19 protein-coding genes are annotated in these 15,623 nt (G+C 52.7%); all 19 read right to left on the bottom strand.

Features of this window, described 5'->3' with window-relative positions:
* Positions 1 to 9 precede the first annotated feature (9 nt).
* The 19 genes from mtrB to prsW all read right to left on the bottom strand — a co-directional run bounded on the left by mtrB (position 10) and on the right by prsW (position 15,540).
* Positions 10 to 258, bottom strand: coding sequence for a trp RNA-binding attenuation protein MtrB (gene mtrB, locus BN3795_RS14055; RefSeq protein ID WP_068785250.1), 249 nt, complete (start codon positions 256 to 258; stop codon positions 10 to 12).
* 120 nt (positions 259 to 378) lie between these two features.
* A complete protein-coding gene (locus BN3795_RS14050; protein ID WP_059043418.1) occupies positions 379 to 651 on the bottom strand; it encodes an HU family DNA-binding protein in 273 nt (90 codons plus the stop codon).
* 365 nt (positions 652 to 1,016) lie between these two features.
* Complete coding sequence (gene spoIVA, locus BN3795_RS14045; RefSeq protein ID WP_068785408.1) at positions 1,017 to 2,495, bottom strand: stage IV sporulation protein A; 1,479 nt, start codon at positions 2,493 to 2,495, stop codon at positions 1,017 to 1,019.
* A 428-nt stretch (positions 2,496 to 2,923) separates the two neighbouring features.
* The gene (locus BN3795_RS14040; RefSeq protein WP_068785249.1) at positions 2,924 to 3,679 is read right to left on the bottom strand and encodes a DUF3939 domain-containing protein; all 756 of its coding nucleotides are present in this window, start codon (positions 3,677 to 3,679) and stop codon (positions 2,924 to 2,926) included.
* Positions 3,680 to 3,709: 30 nt separating this feature from the next.
* Positions 3,710 to 4,060 carry a 2Fe-2S iron-sulfur cluster-binding protein gene (locus tag BN3795_RS14035; RefSeq protein WP_068785248.1) on the bottom strand — a complete coding sequence of 117 codons (351 nt, stop codon included), beginning with the start codon at positions 4,058 to 4,060 and terminating at the stop codon, positions 3,710 to 3,712.
* Positions 4,061 to 4,069: 9 nt separating this feature from the next.
* The gene (locus BN3795_RS14030; RefSeq protein ID WP_068785247.1) at positions 4,070 to 4,708 is read right to left on the bottom strand and encodes a hypothetical protein; all 639 of its coding nucleotides are present in this window, start codon (positions 4,706 to 4,708) and stop codon (positions 4,070 to 4,072) included.
* 43 nt (positions 4,709 to 4,751) lie between these two features.
* Complete coding sequence (locus BN3795_RS14025) at positions 4,752 to 4,931, bottom strand: DUF2768 family protein (RefSeq protein WP_068785246.1); 180 nt, start codon at positions 4,929 to 4,931, stop codon at positions 4,752 to 4,754.
* Positions 4,932 to 5,106: 175 nt separating this feature from the next.
* Positions 5,107 to 5,379 (bottom strand): stage VI sporulation protein F, encoded by a 273-nt coding sequence (locus BN3795_RS14020; protein WP_068785245.1) that lies wholly within the window; start codon positions 5,377 to 5,379, stop codon positions 5,107 to 5,109.
* A 288-nt stretch (positions 5,380 to 5,667) separates the two neighbouring features.
* Positions 5,668 to 6,708 (bottom strand): NAD(P)H-dependent glycerol-3-phosphate dehydrogenase, encoded by a 1,041-nt coding sequence (locus BN3795_RS14015; protein WP_068785244.1) that lies wholly within the window; start codon positions 6,706 to 6,708, stop codon positions 5,668 to 5,670.
* Positions 6,701 to 7,312 carry a glycerol-3-phosphate 1-O-acyltransferase PlsY gene (plsY, locus tag BN3795_RS14010; RefSeq protein WP_068785243.1) on the bottom strand — a complete coding sequence of 204 codons (612 nt, stop codon included), beginning with the start codon at positions 7,310 to 7,312 and terminating at the stop codon, positions 6,701 to 6,703. The genes BN3795_RS14015 and plsY overlap by 8 nt, the downstream gene beginning before the upstream one ends.
* An 11-nt stretch (positions 7,313 to 7,323) precedes the next feature.
* Positions 7,324 to 8,646, bottom strand: a complete 1,323-nt coding sequence (gene der / locus BN3795_RS14005) for a ribosome biogenesis GTPase Der (RefSeq protein WP_068785242.1) — start codon at positions 8,644 to 8,646, stop codon at positions 7,324 to 7,326.
* 189 nt (positions 8,647 to 8,835) lie between these two features.
* Positions 8,836 to 10,071, bottom strand: a complete 1,236-nt coding sequence (rpsA, locus tag BN3795_RS14000; protein WP_068785241.1) for a 30S ribosomal protein S1 — start codon at positions 10,069 to 10,071, stop codon at positions 8,836 to 8,838.
* Between the two features lie 166 nt (positions 10,072 to 10,237).
* The gene (locus tag BN3795_RS13995) at positions 10,238 to 10,819 is read right to left on the bottom strand and encodes a lysophospholipid acyltransferase family protein (protein WP_068785240.1); all 582 of its coding nucleotides are present in this window, start codon (positions 10,817 to 10,819) and stop codon (positions 10,238 to 10,240) included.
* A 6-nt stretch (positions 10,820 to 10,825) separates the two neighbouring features.
* Positions 10,826 to 11,524, bottom strand: a complete 699-nt coding sequence (cmk, locus tag BN3795_RS13990) for a (d)CMP kinase (protein ID WP_068785239.1) — start codon at positions 11,522 to 11,524, stop codon at positions 10,826 to 10,828.
* A 115-nt stretch (positions 11,525 to 11,639) separates the two neighbouring features.
* Positions 11,640 to 11,849: a hypothetical protein gene (locus BN3795_RS13985; protein ID WP_068785238.1), complete on the bottom strand. Its 210-nt coding sequence runs from the start codon at positions 11,847 to 11,849 to the stop codon at positions 11,640 to 11,642.
* A 99-nt stretch (positions 11,850 to 11,948) separates the two neighbouring features.
* Positions 11,949 to 12,602 carry a flagellar brake protein gene (locus tag BN3795_RS13980; protein WP_198524711.1) on the bottom strand — a complete coding sequence of 218 codons (654 nt, stop codon included), beginning with the start codon at positions 12,600 to 12,602 and terminating at the stop codon, positions 11,949 to 11,951.
* Positions 12,603 to 12,751: 149 nt separating this feature from the next.
* Complete coding sequence (gene ypeB, locus BN3795_RS13975; protein ID WP_068785236.1) at positions 12,752 to 14,116, bottom strand: germination protein YpeB; 1,365 nt, start codon at positions 14,114 to 14,116, stop codon at positions 12,752 to 12,754.
* A gap of 489 nt (positions 14,117 to 14,605) precedes the next feature.
* Positions 14,606 to 14,755, bottom strand: a complete 150-nt coding sequence (locus BN3795_RS25570; RefSeq protein WP_198524710.1) for a hypothetical protein — start codon at positions 14,753 to 14,755, stop codon at positions 14,606 to 14,608.
* 92 nt (positions 14,756 to 14,847) lie between these two features.
* Entirely contained in the window at positions 14,848 to 15,540 is a 693-nt protein-coding gene (gene prsW / locus BN3795_RS13970; protein WP_068785235.1) for a glutamic-type intramembrane protease PrsW, read from the bottom strand.
* Between the last annotated feature and the right edge of the window lie 83 nt (positions 15,541 to 15,623).

Here is a 15,623-nt window from a genome sequence, read left to right as displayed (position 1 = left end):
AATGCAAAATCATTCTTCCGTATCGATCATCCCGTGCTTCGTGTAAACGAGCGCTTTGCCGCGAACCTTGACCGCGGACGTATGGTCGGTAAATTGGGCGATCAGCACCTCACCCTTATCCAATTTCTCGGTGTGGTGAAACCGTGTATCCTTCCCCCGGGTCAACCCGATGACCGTAACCCCTTGCTCCTTGGCCTTCACGACGAAATAGTCCCCGCCTGCAGCTTGTTCGTTACCGCCGCTGTGTTGGTTATCCATATGGCTGCGCCTCCCCCTTCTCGATTTGACAGACTGTTCACCCTCTACGCTCCCCGTGAAAAGAAAAAGCCGTGAACAAGATGCCCACGGTCTTTTGCACGGAAAGATATGTAGAAATCTTTATTTAATTCCGTCTTTGAGCGCTTTACCTGGTTTGAAAGCAGGAATTTTGCTCGCAGGGATTTCGATTTCCTCTCCGGTTTGCGGGTTACGGCCTTTACGGGCGGAACGCTCGCGGACTTCAAAGTTACCAAAGCCGACCAGTTGAACTTTGTCTCCGTTTTGCAACGCTTCGGAAATGGCCTCGAATACGGCGTCAACCGCTTTAGTCGCGTCCTTCTTAGACAACTCCGTGCTTTCTGCAACTTGAGAAATCAAATCGGATTTATTCATGTGTGATTCACCTCCCCACCAAGGAAAATAATACCACTTGCTATTTGTGTTTCCGTTTTACCGCAGAATATACGTGTTTTATGCAATTCATTACGTACAAATTCCCCAAAAACATGATGAAATCGCGCCTTCGGGGGTCGCGGAACAAATTTATAGTAATACAGCCCATGCATAATTTCAAGTTATTTCAAGGCTTACCGGCGATTTTTCCTCAATTCGCCCTATAAATTCAGGGAATCTGCCCCCTAAACGACAAAACAACCGCACGCAGCCAGAATCAGCATGCGCGCGGTCATTGAGGAGGAATTGCCTAGAGTTGGGTGATTCAATGAGTCGAAATGTCGGCTTCTGAGCACCGAGTAGGCCTACAAAATGATGGCGATGAGGCCGCCGGATCCTTCGTTGATAATCCGCCCTAGCGTTTCCTGCAGCTTGTAGCGAGCGTTGTCCGGCATCATGGCGATCTTGCCCTGAATGCCTTCGCGTACGATGGAGTGAAGGGATCGGCCAAAAATATCGGATTCCCAAATCTTGATCGGATCGTTCTCGAAATCCTGCATCAGATAACGAACCAGCTCTTCGCTTTGCTTCTCGGTTCCGATGATCGGCGCAAATTCCGACTCGACGTCGACGCGGATCATATGGATGGAAGGGGCCGTCGCCTTCAGCCTTACGCCAAAGCGGGAGCCTTGGCGAATGAGCTCCGGCTCATCCAGCGCCATTTCCGCCAACGTAGGTGCGGCGATGCCATAACCGGTTGTTTTGACCATTTCAAGAGCCTCGGCAAACCGGTCGTATTCCCGTTTGGCATGGGTGAACTCCTGCATCAGTTGCAGCAAATGATCTTTCCCGCGGATTTCCACGCCAACGACTTCCATCAGGATACGGTCGTACAAATCGTCCGGAGCGTACAGATCAATCTCTGCAACGCCCTGGCCCATGTTGAGCCCGCTTAGTCCAGCCCGATCGATGAAATCATATTCCATGAAATTTCCGACGACTCGATCGACATCCCGCAAACGGCGAATATCCTTAACCGTGTCTCGGACGGAGTTCTCATAGTTGCTGCGCAGCCAGTGGTTCTCGTTGAGCACCATTACCCAGCTAGGCAGGTTGACGTTGACTTCATGAACCGGGAATTCATAGAGAACTTCCCGGAGCACACCGGTCACGTCTTCTTCCGTCATCGTCGCCGCACTGAGCGTAATGACCGGAATGTCATATTTGGCGGATAACTCGCCGCGAAGCTGCTGCGCTTCCTCACTGTTTGGCCGCGTTGAGTTGATCACAAGCACAAACGGCTTGCCGACCTCCTTCAATTCCGCGACGACCCGCTCCTCGGATTCAACGTACGAGTAGCGCGGAATATCAGCGATCGTTCCGTCGGTCGTCACGACAACGCCCAGCGTGGAATGCTCTTGAATCACTTTGCGAGTCCCGATTTCCGCCGCTTCCTGGAACGGAATCGGCTCTTCAAACCAAGGCGTAGAAATCATCCGAGGCCCGTTCTCATCCTCGTAGCCCTTTGCGCCTTCCACGGCGTATCCGACGCAATCCACGAGTCTTACGTTAACCTCGAGTCCTTCAGCTACCTTGATCTGCACCGCATTGTTCGGGACGAACTTCGGTTCGGTCGTCATGATGGTTTTGCCGGCGGCGCTTTGCGGAAGTTCATCTACCGCGCGGACCCGATCGGCTTCGTTTGCGATGTTCGGGAGAACGACCGTTTCCATGAAACGCTTAATAAAGGTCGATTTCCCGGTACGGACCGCACCGACGACCCCCAGATAGATGTCGCCTCCGGTTCGTTCGGCAATGTCCTTAAAAATGTCCACTTTCTCCAATACCAATGATATCCCCTCCTCAAATTTCGCCGAAGGAAAAATGCCCCGAGAGCATCCGCTTCGTGATTCACCATGATTTTGGGCCTCGCTGCTGCGGCAGGAGCGGCAGCCCCTCTTGCCCGTGTCCGCCGCCGCAAACCTGTGGAAGGAACCTGAACGAAGCGGCGTAAACTCGTACATGCATTTGGACTAGTAACATCTTATGTACCAGATGCGAGAATATGACGGTTAAAACCGTCCAAGCCCGTTTTTTTTGCGGGGCCGCTCATTCAACCCGAACAAGGCGGGCACTTAACCGCCATACTCCCATTTGTATGAGTCTATCGGAGAAAATATGACGCTATTGGAAGAGGGGAAACGAAAGAAACTGAAACCCAGTCCACAACCTAAAAGAAGCCTCCCGGACATCCATCCGAAAGGCTTCCTCTTCAGTTGATATGAGCAACCGGTTCACTCCCGTTCCATCGGTAAGGCAGCGACTTCACCGGAACGAACACGGAACTGTCCGTCAGCCAGGTGCGCAGGTCTTCATCATCCTGCGGCGTCTTGCCGGACTGATCGATCGCCTGCATAATATCAAAAGCATAATCTACGTACACATTGCCCTGCGCATCCATCAGATAGGGGAGCGTCTCCCCGGAGTATACGCTTGCCAGCGCTAAACTCTCTGCCTGCATTAGCTGAAGATCTACGGGGTATAGCCCCGGATAGGTCTCCCCTTCTGCCTCGCCCGGCAATGCTCCTCCCTGGCTCGATCGGTAGCTCAGTACTTTGCGCTGGACATCGTTCACTTTCTGCATCGTGCCCAAATCCATGACTTTCACCGTGGGATCGGATTCTTCATCGATAACGAGAAAATAGACGGTTCCCCCCTGCTCAAAAGCCGCCGCCGGGAGTTCCTCCAAATAACCCTCTCGTTTCAGCTGCTCCAGATCAATTCGATACTTCTCATACCGCGGCGTTTCCTCCCCGGCGGTAACGATCGGCAGGATGCCCTTGTCCTCCTGAAATCGGTCCAGCGCCCGCTGAACCCGGTCCACGCTCTCCATGTAGGAAACCGTTCCTCCCTGCTGCCTGTCTCCGCGATATAAGCATCCCGACAGCAAGGAGGTCATCAACGTCAAAATAACAACCAAAGCGGCTATCCTTACCCCGGTTGGCTTCAAAACTGATAACTTCACCATGTTGTAATCCTCACTTTGTCCCCTTCGTACTTACCATAACTCCTCTTCATCCCGCTGCCGTTCCAACTGCTTGCGAATCGCCGCTTTGAGCGGATCCTCGGGAAGCTGGACGGCCACCTCCCCCCGGATCACCGCCTGACAGGCTAATCGAACCCCCTGCTCCAGCAGAGGGCCAAGCTTGCGGCGTTCCGCAGCGCTGGGAGGGGTTAACATCGCTGCTTGCTCCGGTTCAACCTGCACTTTACACATCAGACAACCCGCATTCCCGCCGCAGCGAGTCACAATCGGAATCCTTGCTTCGCGAGCCGCTCTCAATACCGTGGTGCCTGGCCGGACTTGAATGGTTTTCCCTGTCGGCTGAAACGTGATACGCCCTTCCACGATGAGCTCTTAGACCTCCCCGCCGCGATATTCGCTCCATGGACGGGAGAGCAGCGGTTGGTCCAGAAGTTCGGCCATACGTCCAACCAAATCCGCCGACCACCCATTACGTTTCAGCAGCTCGTCCAATAAGGGCAGGTGACGTTCGGGCGCCTTGCGAATTCTGGCGGCAATCGGCAGATAACGATCCGGGCGCTCCCGCAAGAGATTAAATACCAATTCATGAGCGAGCGGCATCACCGAAAAAGCAGCCTCTCGCAGCATCACACGCGGGGCTGTCGGCGCCAGCAACGCCTCCACCTCAGTCCGATATAAAGCGCCGTCGGGGTGAACTTCAAACCCGCCCACCAGCTCGACGGTCGACTCTCCCATCCGGTAGTGGCTTAACAGAGAGGTGTAAATCCCGCTTCGGTCACGGTGCGGCGCATCTGTCGCAAACCGCTCGAGCCGCTCATGCAAGCGGTCTGTGGTCGCAAGATCCGCATAGATGTCGATATCCCGCGGGGCAGCCGCGAGTTCAACCCCTTGCAGCCACAATCCACAGCTGCCTCCAAGCAGCCAGGCCCCCTCCACCCCTTCACAGGCGGCGGCAAGCTTGCCTAAATCCTCCGTCAACTCGGTATAGGCCTTGCTATCTTGTTGTTGCATACATTTTCCTCTTCTCTTGGGTTCCATGGTGTAGAGGCTGCTGTCAAGTAATTGACACGAGTCCGGTCAAGAAACCGGCCAGCATAATAAAAAAAGCAAGCAACGATAAAATCCCCTTGACGATCCCTTTCGTTTTCGTCCGTGCAAACGTGATCAAAAAAACGGAAATCCCCATGATCAGCACGGCCGCGATCGATAGCCACATCTTCGTCATTGCATCCATGTTCGTTTCTCCTACTATTTTTTTGCTTAATATGATCCATATTATAGCATTATGCCGCCTTTCAGGCTATGTACCCCCGGGATTTCCTTGAGGCAAATCCAGGCAGAGCCGGAAACTAAACAAAGCCCCGCGGCATAGGACCGCAGAGCTTAGGGGCAACAAGGAACACCTTCGATTATTTTTTGATCATTAATTTCATCAAGGCTTCCATATTGGATGGATTCATGCCGCTCTTTTTCACGGCGCTCACAATCTCCTGAATCGTGCTTTCCGATACGGGGACTTTCGCCACCGCCGACACCTGCTTGATCAGCTTCCGCAATTCGGCTTCATTTTGCATGGTTGACGGTTTTACGGTGCTGGCCAGCTTTTTGACCGAGCCTTCCGAGATGGTCTTCCCCGTCTTCTTGTTGATGGCATTCAGGGCCTCTTTGGATATTTTGCTCACGCTTTCGCCTCCTCCGCTGTCCTCTTCCACCAAGATATGAGGAGGCGCAGATAAAGGTGAGTTCCCCTCGCCAAAACGGGCTCATCGTGCTTTTCAGCACCGAGAAGGTTGGATGAAGCTAGAGACTGAGTAGCGGAGCGTACGTTTTGGGTACGTGAGCAACTGAAATGTTTCCGTAGGAAACATGCTTCGGAAGCATCCGCTTTGTCTCGGCTGAATTCAAGATTCGATGTCGAATCTGCTTCTTTGAGTATCATCGTGATCAAAAGCCGGCTTTTGAACTTCCACTCAAGTGTGCCATTGTTCCCAGGTTTCCAGGGACATAACCTCCATCTCCGTCTTCCGGTCGCGTCCCATCAGCGCCTCTACGGCGGTCTTAGGGTCCAGGCCTTCAAAGAGAACATGGTACAATTGCGCGGCAATCGGCATTTGCACTTGATATTTCTCAGAAATGGCATGAGCGGCTTTCGTGGTGCGAATTCCCTCTACCACCATGCCCATCTGGCTTAATACGGCTTCCAGCGCCTTGCCTTCGCCCAGCATAAAACCGGCTCGCCAGTTCCGACTATGCCGGCTGGTCGCGGTTACGACAAGGTCCCCGATCCCCGCCAATCCAGCAAAAGTTAACGGATTGGCTCCCATCTCAACGCCAACACGCGTAATCTCGGCAAGGCCGCGGGTCAACAGCGCCGCCTTGGCATTGTCTCCGTAGCCCAATCCGTCGGACATTCCTGCGCCCAGCGCGATAATGTTCTTTAAAGCTCCGGCCAGTTCTACTCCAACCATATCGCGGTTCGTGTATACGCGGAAATACGGGTTCATGAACAGATCCTGCGCCAGTTCGGCCTGGGCGGCGATCTGTGAAGCAACAACTACCGTGGTAGGGCAGCGTTTCACCACTTCCTCTGCATGGCTTGGTCCGGACAACACAACGATCCGCCCCTCATCACAGCCAAGCTCTTCGGCAATCACGGTCGATATCCGCTTCATGCTCTCGATTTCAAACCCTTTCGTGGCATGCACCACCAGCATATCCTCATGCCAGAAAGGCTTTAACGACTTGGCCACCTCGCGTACAGCCGAGGAAGGCGCGACCATCACCACAGCTTTCGCGCCGGTGACCGCCGCCTCCAAATCCGTAGTCGCGGCCAGCTTGGGCGACAGCTCAATGCCGGGCAAGAACCGTTCATTCCGATGTCTGGTGTTGATCTCTTTCTGCTGCTCTGCGTTACGTGTCCACAAGGCGACTTCCATGTCTTTGTCGGCGAGCACGCTGGCAAGTGCCGTTCCCCAACTGCCCGCCACCAGCACGGCGGCTTTATTAGACAACGCGATCTCCTCCTTTGGAACCCAGCTTATTCTCTTTGCCGTGCACGATCTTAACGATGTTCGTGCGATGTCTCCAGAAGGCGAATACGAAGATGATGAGACTCGTCCAGAAATAAGGGCCGAATTCGCCGGAGACCGCCAAAAAAATCGGTGTCAACAAGACGAAGATAAGCGAACCCAGCGAGACGTACCGGGTGATCACAATCGATAATATCGCGATAATCCCCGCGTACAGCGCAGGGAAGAAGAACAGGGTAGCCATCACGCCAATCGTGGTGGCGATCCCTTTCCCGCCGCGAAAGCGGAAATAGAGCGGCCAGTTATGACCAATGATGGCCGCGATACCGCAGAGTGCAGCGGTCCATTGGACACCGTCGCCGAGCCAGCGGCCAATCCAAACAGCCGCAATCCCTTTGAGCACATCAAGCGCCAGAACGAGAATCGCCGGGCCTTTTCCCAGTACGCGCAGCGTGTTCGTCGCCCCTGCGTTGCCGCTGCCGTGGTGGCGAATATCGATTCCTTTCAGCGCTCTCGCCAGCACCACACTGAAGCTTATTGAACCTAGCAAATAACACACAATTACAGCTATTACGGGTAAAATCACTTTATTCTCCCCTAACCTTCATCAGACTTGCGCCGTGTAAACAGCCGAATGGGCGTTCCCTCGAAATCAAATGCGGCCCGAATTTTATTCTCCAAATACCGTTCATAGGAGAAGTGCATTAGCTCCGGGTCGTTGACGAACACCACAATCGTTGGCGGTTTGACGGCAACCTGCGTCACATAATTGATTCGCAGACGCCGTCCCTTGTCCGTTGGCGGAGGATTGATGGCGATTGCATCGGATACGACATCGTTAAGTAGATGGGTTTGCACGCGTTTCGTATGCTGGTCTGCCACATGCTGAACCACAGGCAATAGTTTGTGCAAACGCTGCTTCGTTTTGGCCGACAGGAAGACGATCGGCGCGTAAGTCATGAACAGGAAGTGGTCCCGAATCTTTTGCTCGAATTGATGCATGGTTTTATCGTCCTTCTCAACCACGTCCCATTTGTTAACCACGAAGATAGAGGCTTTCCCGGCTTCGTAGGCATATCCGGCGATATGCTTATCCTGCTCGATGATTCCCTCTTCGCCGTTGATCAGCACCAGGACAACATCCGCCCGCTCGATGGCCTTCATCGCGCGCATGACGCTGTACTTCTCGGTTGTCTCGTAAACTTTGCCGCGTTTGCGCATCCCTGCAGTATCGATCAAAACGTAACGCTGCCCGTCCTTCTCGAATGGGGTATCGATCGCATCGCGAGTCGTCCCTGCGATGTCGCTGACGATGACCCGCTCTTCCCCGAGGATCGCATTGACCAGCGAGGATTTGCCTACGTTCGGCCGGCCAATCAGAGCGACGCGGATCACGTCCTCATCGTACTCGTCATCCGCAAGCTCCGGCAAGTTGTCAGTGATCGCATCCAGCAAGTCGCCAATCCCGGTACCGTGGCTTCCCGAAACCCCGATGGGATCCCCGAATCCAAGATTGTAAAATTCATAAATATTATCGATCCGGCCGATATTATCCACCTTATTTACCGCAACGATCACCGGCTTGCCCGACCGATACAGCAAACTGGCGACCTCTTCATCCGATGAAGTTACGCCGGCCTTGGCATCGCACATAAATACGATGACGTCCGCCTCTTCGATGGCGAGCTCAGCTTGCATGCGGATCGATTTCAAAATCGGCTCCTCATCATCAAGCTCAATCCCTCCGGTATCAATGATACTGAACGGCTTCCCGTTCCATTCCGAGGCGCCATAAATCCGGTCGCGCGTAATCCCCGGCTTGTCTTCGACAATCGCCAGGCGGTCGCCAATAATTCGGTTAAAGATCGTTGATTTCCCCACGTTCGGCCTCCCGACGATAGCCACTACAGGTCTTGCCATAGACATCCCTCCTAATTCCTTATTTTTCAAACCCCGTAATACCGATCCTCTATATAGGTTTCACACGTTTATTCACAGATACACGTTAATCATCATAGCAAAAAAACGTTTGCTTGGCTAACGGGCAACAACAAAAACGGCGAACCCGCTTCTTCAGGGTCCGCCGATGTTCGAGCCACTAAAACCTGATTATTTCAGTTTGCTGAGTTTGTCGCCAAAGCGTTCGCCCAGCGTGATGCTCAAGCCTTGGTTGCTCAGCGATACGTTAGGGTTATCGCCCAAGTCTTCTTTTCTCACGCTGCTGCCTTTGGAAGGTCTTTCGCTCTTCGGTGCAGGAGCCGGAGCTTCTTCGGTTTCCTTAATGCTGAGGCTAACCCGTTTCTCGTTCGGATTCACGTCCAGCACCTTCACTTGTACCGTTTGGCCTTCCTTCAGCACTTCATGCGGAGTACCGATATGCTTATGCGAAATTTGAGAGATATGAACAAGTCCTTCTACCCCCGGCGCGATTTCTACGAAGGCGCCAAAGTTCACCAGACGTTTCACTTCGCCGCTGACGATATCGCCGGTATGGAATTGCTCGGCTGCGGTATCCCAAGGACCTGGTTGTGCCGCTTTGATCGAAAGGCTGATCTTGCCTTTTTCCGGATCGACTTTGAGAACTTTCACTTTCACTTTGTCGCCTTCGGACAAGACATCAGCCGGTTTGTCGACATGGCTCCAAGCGATTTCGGATACGTGAACCAATCCGTCAACGCCGCCTACATCAACAAAAGCCCCGAATTGAGTCAAGCGTTGCACCGTGCCTTCCAGCACTTGCCCTTCGTTCAGTTCGGCCATAACTTTCAGCTTGTTGGCTTCGAACTCTTCGTCGAGCACGTCCTTTTGGGAAAGGATCACTTTGTTGTTCTCGCGGTCGAGCTCTTTGACTTTTACGCGCAAAGTGCGGCCTTTATAGTCGCTGAAATCCTCAACGAAATGGCGCTCCACCATCGATGCCGGAATGAAGCCGCGAACACCCACGTCAGCGACAATGCCGCCTTTAACGACGTCCGCTACCGTGACTTCAAACGTTTCGCCGTCTTGGAACTTCTTCTCCAGCTCTTCCCAAGCGTTCTCGCTGTCGATCGCGCGTTTGGAAAGTACCAGGCGCTCTTTCTCGTCGTCGATGCTGACCACTTTCGTTTCTACTTCCTGGCCAACCGCAACAACGTCTGCCGCATTGTCCAGGTGTACGGAGGACAGCTCGCGGATAGGAATTACACCGTCGTATTTATATCCAATGCTTACATAAGCTTGGTTATCTTCGATTTTGACGATCGTTCCTTTGACGGTGTCCCCTTTTTTCAAAGAGACGATTTGCTCCATCTCATCCTGGCTTGCGATTTCCGCAGCTTCTTGAACATTTTTTGTTTCTTCCGACATGTCAATAACCTCCTCAATTCAAAAACCCATTTATTTAAACCCGCCCGATGGTTGTTCAACGAGTCGAACTTCCACTTGCAGCGAGGTTCAAAACTTGCCTTTAAAATATAGCTTCCCTAATGTCTCCCACCTTCATGCATCACTTCCAGGCAAAGACATGAAGAAATTAACGTTGCTTGAGCTCGGCGATGCTGGCCATAATCTTCTCCGTGGCCCGCTCGGCCGCGTCTGCCCCGCCATTCTCCTTGAATTCCGTCAGATCTACCGGCTGTCCGTATACGACGCGCATTTTACGAAACAGTTGATAAGTGCCAATAATCGCAACCGGAATCACCGCAGCTTCACTGCGGAGCGCAAACGTTGCTGCGCCTTTCTTGCCGATCACATTATCCTCGGCGCCCTTAACCCGTCGGCCTTCGGGGAAGATCCCCATCACATGTCCGTTACGGAGCAAGGTTAACGCGGTTTTGATCGACTCTTTGCTTACGCCTCCGCGCTTAACAGGAAAAGCCCCTAACTGTCGGATCAGCCAACCGAATCCGAAGATCTGGAAGAGCTCCTGTTTGGCCATAAAATGCACCTTGCGTTTCAGCAAGATCCCGATGGTCGGGGGATCCAGCAAGGTTAGATGGTTGGAGCATAAGAGCACCCCGCCCTCCTTCGGAATATGCTCCAAGCCGCTCGCCTCAAGGCGAAAGAACAGCTTGTAGAGGATCCGAAGTACGCTTCGACAAAAACGATAGATCATCCTGGCTCAACTCTCACTTCCATAGGTTCTGCACATGGCTACGATATGGTCGGCCACCTCGTTCAAGGACATCTGCGTCGTATCCAGCAACCGGGCATCTTCAGCTTGGCGCAGCGGAGAAACTTCCCGCTCCCGGTCCAGCCGGTCCCGCTCCTCGATCGATCGCACGAGCTCATCGAACGAAATCTCGTCCTGCTCCTTCATTTCCTTATAACGTCGGCGTGCCCGCTCCTCGACGCTCGCGGTCATAAACACTTTCACTTCTGCATCCGGTAAAACGCAGGTACCGATATCGCGTCCATCCATGACGACGCCTTTGCGCAAAGCCATTTGCCGCTGTAAAGAGACAAGCCGTTCACGCAGCCCCTCGATTTGCGCATATCGGGATACCTGGGCATTGACGGCCAACGAGCGGATTTCCTCCGTGACGTCCTGACCGTTCACCCGAACCAGCTGCCCCTGTTCTCCAGGCATCAATTCGATTTCGAGTTCCGGCAAGTCACGCAGCACTTTGTCCACTTCGTCCGGTCCGACACCCCGCTGCAGAAAATACCAAGTGGCCGCCCGGTACATCGCACCGGTATCGACATACACATATTGCAGTCTGCCGGCAACCATTCGAGCTATCGTACTTTTCCCTGCCCCCGCAGGACCGTCGATGGCGATGTTGATTTTATCACGGGTTGTTGACGTCTCGCTTGCCAAAGGGGCATTCCTCCTCAAAACAAATCCTCAAGAAAAAAGCAGGCATTGCCTGCGACGTGAAAATTATACCACAGATAGCAGAGGGATGCAAAAGAATCGCTCTGGTTTCCCCCGTTTAATTCCCCTGCTCCCGGTGTATCGGCACACCTTCATATTTATCCGCCGAAGCCAAAAAATATCGGATCTCCGGGATCCGCAGCAGCAATTGAAACAAACAAAGCGCCGCCAAAATAACCAACAGCCCCCGTTTAAGCCACCGCTCCGCCTTGTCCGAAAACGACAGAAACAACTCCGTATAGATCTCGTCGTCTTGCATCCTTCTCATTCGTTTCCCTCCTGGTGGATCAGTGCGTTCAACATCACATCTTCCTTGTCTAGCTTATCCATTTCAGGAATACGGGAATACGTTGTTCTCGGGATGATTTCAGCGATTTTTGAAATCGAATTGCCTTTCGAAACAATAGCGAATCAGCTTCTGCCGTTCAAGGTCCGCAATGCTTACGAATTTCAGCATGACGACCGTGCGCCCCGTCTCCAGCTTCTTCGTCCGGACGACCTCGGCTTCAAAAGGCGCGTGATCAATGGAGCCATTCTTGAATGGAATGAGCAGCCAACAGAACAACTGATCCCCCTGGGCAAGCTTGAACTCGCTGCTGCAGCTAAAGGAGACCCCGCCGCCGCCCACATCCTCCGTATGTGCAACAAAACGAACGCCGTCTTTCATCAACACGGCGATCTCCAGCTCGGCAACGACCCGCAGAAAATTTCGCCGCTGAATTTTGGTGATCGTTTCCGGTTCGGGCTTGCGAATTCGCACCAATTGGACAACGTCGTCGGCGAAGCCCAACACGTATGTATTAAAGTAGTTTTTCACTCCGGATTCCGTCAAGAAATACACGGATAACTCGTCCCCGATGTACAGCTTCTTGATGCGACCGCTTCCGCTCTCGATCGGAACTTCGATCAAAAACGATTCCTCTTCCACGTCCGCGATCCGTGATTTACATTCCTTCTCTTCGTTCGGCTTGTCCGCCGACGCAACTTGAATGTATACGAGATCGTTCACTTTAGGAAACAAGTTCCCCCACCGTCCTATACCCATTGGTCGTATTGCTACCTTCTGATTATAGCACGGCGAGGGAGGGCCGGGCCTTAATTTATTTTCTGCAAGTCAAAAAAGGAATCTTCCGGATGACCGGAACATTCCTTTGATCGCTGTGAGCCGGATCAGGATGGCGTGGCTCCTTTGTTGTTGCGGTTCCGTATTTCTTCGATGACCTCTTCATTCCCGTTCTCTGCGTTAATGTAGATCCGGTACTGCGAACCGTTAATCGAACCGCCAAACTCGTAGGTCAGCACCTTTTCCGACTGTTCGTTTTCGATTAGCGCCAGGCGGTGATATTTCTCTTTATATTCCGGATTCAAGAACTTCCGCGCCTGCTGGAGCGTTAACTTCGGCTTTCCTACCGGCTCGCGGCTTTCCCGTTCATAAACATAATCACTGGCCTGCATCCCGGTGACCTGTCCGTTATCCAGAGCAACCCGGATTGTGATCTTCTCCGGATAAATGAGCACATCGCCTTCTTTGCTGACAAAGGTAAAGTTTCCTTCATTATCGAACTCGTCATACGACACTGCCGTTAACCCCGGATACCCTTTGTTCTCCAAGAATTCGCTGGCCCGGGCTCTCGCTGTTCCGACGTCGACAGCTTTCGGACCCAATTGGCGATGGTACACATAAGAGATCAAATGACCGCCGTTCCGGGTGAAGTCGAGCGACCAGGACTCTCCGTCCTTGCCGTTCTTCAGATTGGCCGTATACGACGCCCATTCCGTCCCTTTCCCATTCTCCACAACCTGGATCGCACCGGCGTCTTGAATCCCGGTAAATTCTGCCGTCTTGCGTTTGATTTCCTCCGCCGTGATTGGACTTCCGCCCAGCTTCTTCACCGAACGTTTATTGTACATGCTGGAAATCGACGGCCCCCAATCGAGCTCCGGATATTCGCCGACCTTCTTGTCAACTGTCTTGAAACCGTCGATGATCGTATTATCCCGCGGTTCTTGTTCGCTGGCCAACGCTGTTTCAACGTCCATCCAACGCAAGCGGTTGGCGATAACCTTATTCTGCACTCCTTGAAGATCCTGGGCGATTTGCGCCGAACTTTTGTAGAGCTCCTTCAGATTCTTCATTTCGTTATCGTTCAGCGGCTGTTTGGTCAAATCCCGAATGGCGGTCTGGTACGAAAACTTCGCGATCCGCGACAGAAACTCTTCCGTTTTATTAAATGGGAGCAAGGTTAACGGAAGCTGGTTGATTTCATTTTGCGCTTCGCTGGTGATCCGCCAGACGTTCACCAATCCTCTGCGTTGTGAGCCGGTGGATGCCGAATTGACAGCCAGGGTGTTGCCCAATTCTGCATGCAGCTTGTCCACGTGATAGGACAAATCGTGAAACGCCCGCTGATATTGGTTTTCCGCCTTGATTAGAATCGAGTTTTTCTCCTGGTTCTCTTGATACCCCCATACCAGCGCACCAATCAATAGTACCGCGGTCACCGGAAACAGGATCGCACTCAGTCGTTTGTACATTGGGCTTAGCTCTCTCCCTTCTTCAACTAGGTTGGGATTAGTGTGACAAGAAGGAAAGAACTTTATGCATATGAATAAGGTAGTTCAAAAAGCGGCTTCCGATCACGAAGTTATTCCATTGAAGCAGCTCGGCATCGGATCTTGGATTCACCCGGTCCCTCCGTTGCTCACGTAGCTTCCAGCTACGCTCCGCTACTCGCTCCCTAGCTTCATCCAACCTCCTCGGTGCTCAAAACCCGCTTTTTGAACTTTTATTGAAACGGTAGTTCAAAAAGCGGCTTCCGATCACGAAGTTATTCCATTGAAGCAGCTCGGCGTCGGATCTTGGATTCACCCGGTCCCTCCGTTGCTCACGTAGCTTCCAGCTACGCTCCGCTACTCGCTCCCTAGCTTCATCCAACCTCCTCGGTGCTCGACCCCCCCCCTTTTGAACTTTTATCGTAACGGTAGTTCAAAAAGCGGCTTCCGATCACGAAATTGGCTCCCCAGTTACTGAGCTTCTTCCTCGATCTCGAAGTCATGCTGATTGTTGCACAAGCATTGCTTAAAGCCGGTTTCGATCTGGCCGCGTTCTTTCTTGCCGCGCAACACAAACCGCTCGCCGCACGCTTTACAAGTAATCCGGACCTTGACGCGCACGAAAAAAGGCACCCCTTTCTATCCAATTTCGCGGTCTGCCCAGCGGCAGACGCACTTATCGCTAGAATCAGGATGCCCTATTCTTTACCAGATTAATCTTGCCCCTTGGCTCCCGGTGTCAACCGGAACGGGGAACGGTTATTGGCCCGGTACATCTTGCCGAGTCCTCCATACCACAAGAAGGCCATAAGCGGCACGATAAACCAAATCCAGTATTGGGTTGTATTATTCAAGATCCAATCATACACCCCGTGCCAGAACCACGGGAACAACAGCGAATAGATCAGGAACTTCTGGCTCTGCCACCCGGTTGAAAATTTGGCCCGGCCCAAGTAGTAGCCCATCATGACGCCAAACATCGCATGGCCGGAGACGGGCAGCAGCGCCCGAACGATCAAGGTGCCAATCGAAGCATGGCTCGCAAAGGCATACAGAACGTTCTCAACCGTTGCAAAACCCAGTGAAATGGCTGCTGCATACAAAATCCCGTCATACGGTTCATCGAACTCTGTATGATTGTAGATCATATGAAACAATACGAACCATTTCAGTACTTCCTCCACGCCGGCCGAAATGCCAAATGCCGTAACCAGCGGTCCTTCGCCCAGCCACATCGTCAGCCCTCGCTGAATGATCATCACCGGTAAGACGATCAAGAAGCCAAGCAAGAATACCTTGATGACCATATGCAGCGGTTCCGCATCATACTTGTCCTTGAGATAAAAATAAGTAAGCAGTGCAATACCGGGAGCTACCGCTGCGCTTGCTATCGAGAAAAAGAGCAACGGTGATCCCCCCTTATTCGCCGCATGCCGTTCCTTGTCTCTCTCTCATATGGTTTCACGAGGATGCCTTCGTGCAATTCGGA

The organism is Paenibacillus phocaeensis (genome assembly GCF_900021165.1).
GTDB lineage: Bacteria > Bacillota > Bacilli > Paenibacillales > Paenibacillaceae > Fontibacillus > Fontibacillus phocaensis.
This window is presented reverse-complemented; position numbering and strand designations above follow the sequence as displayed.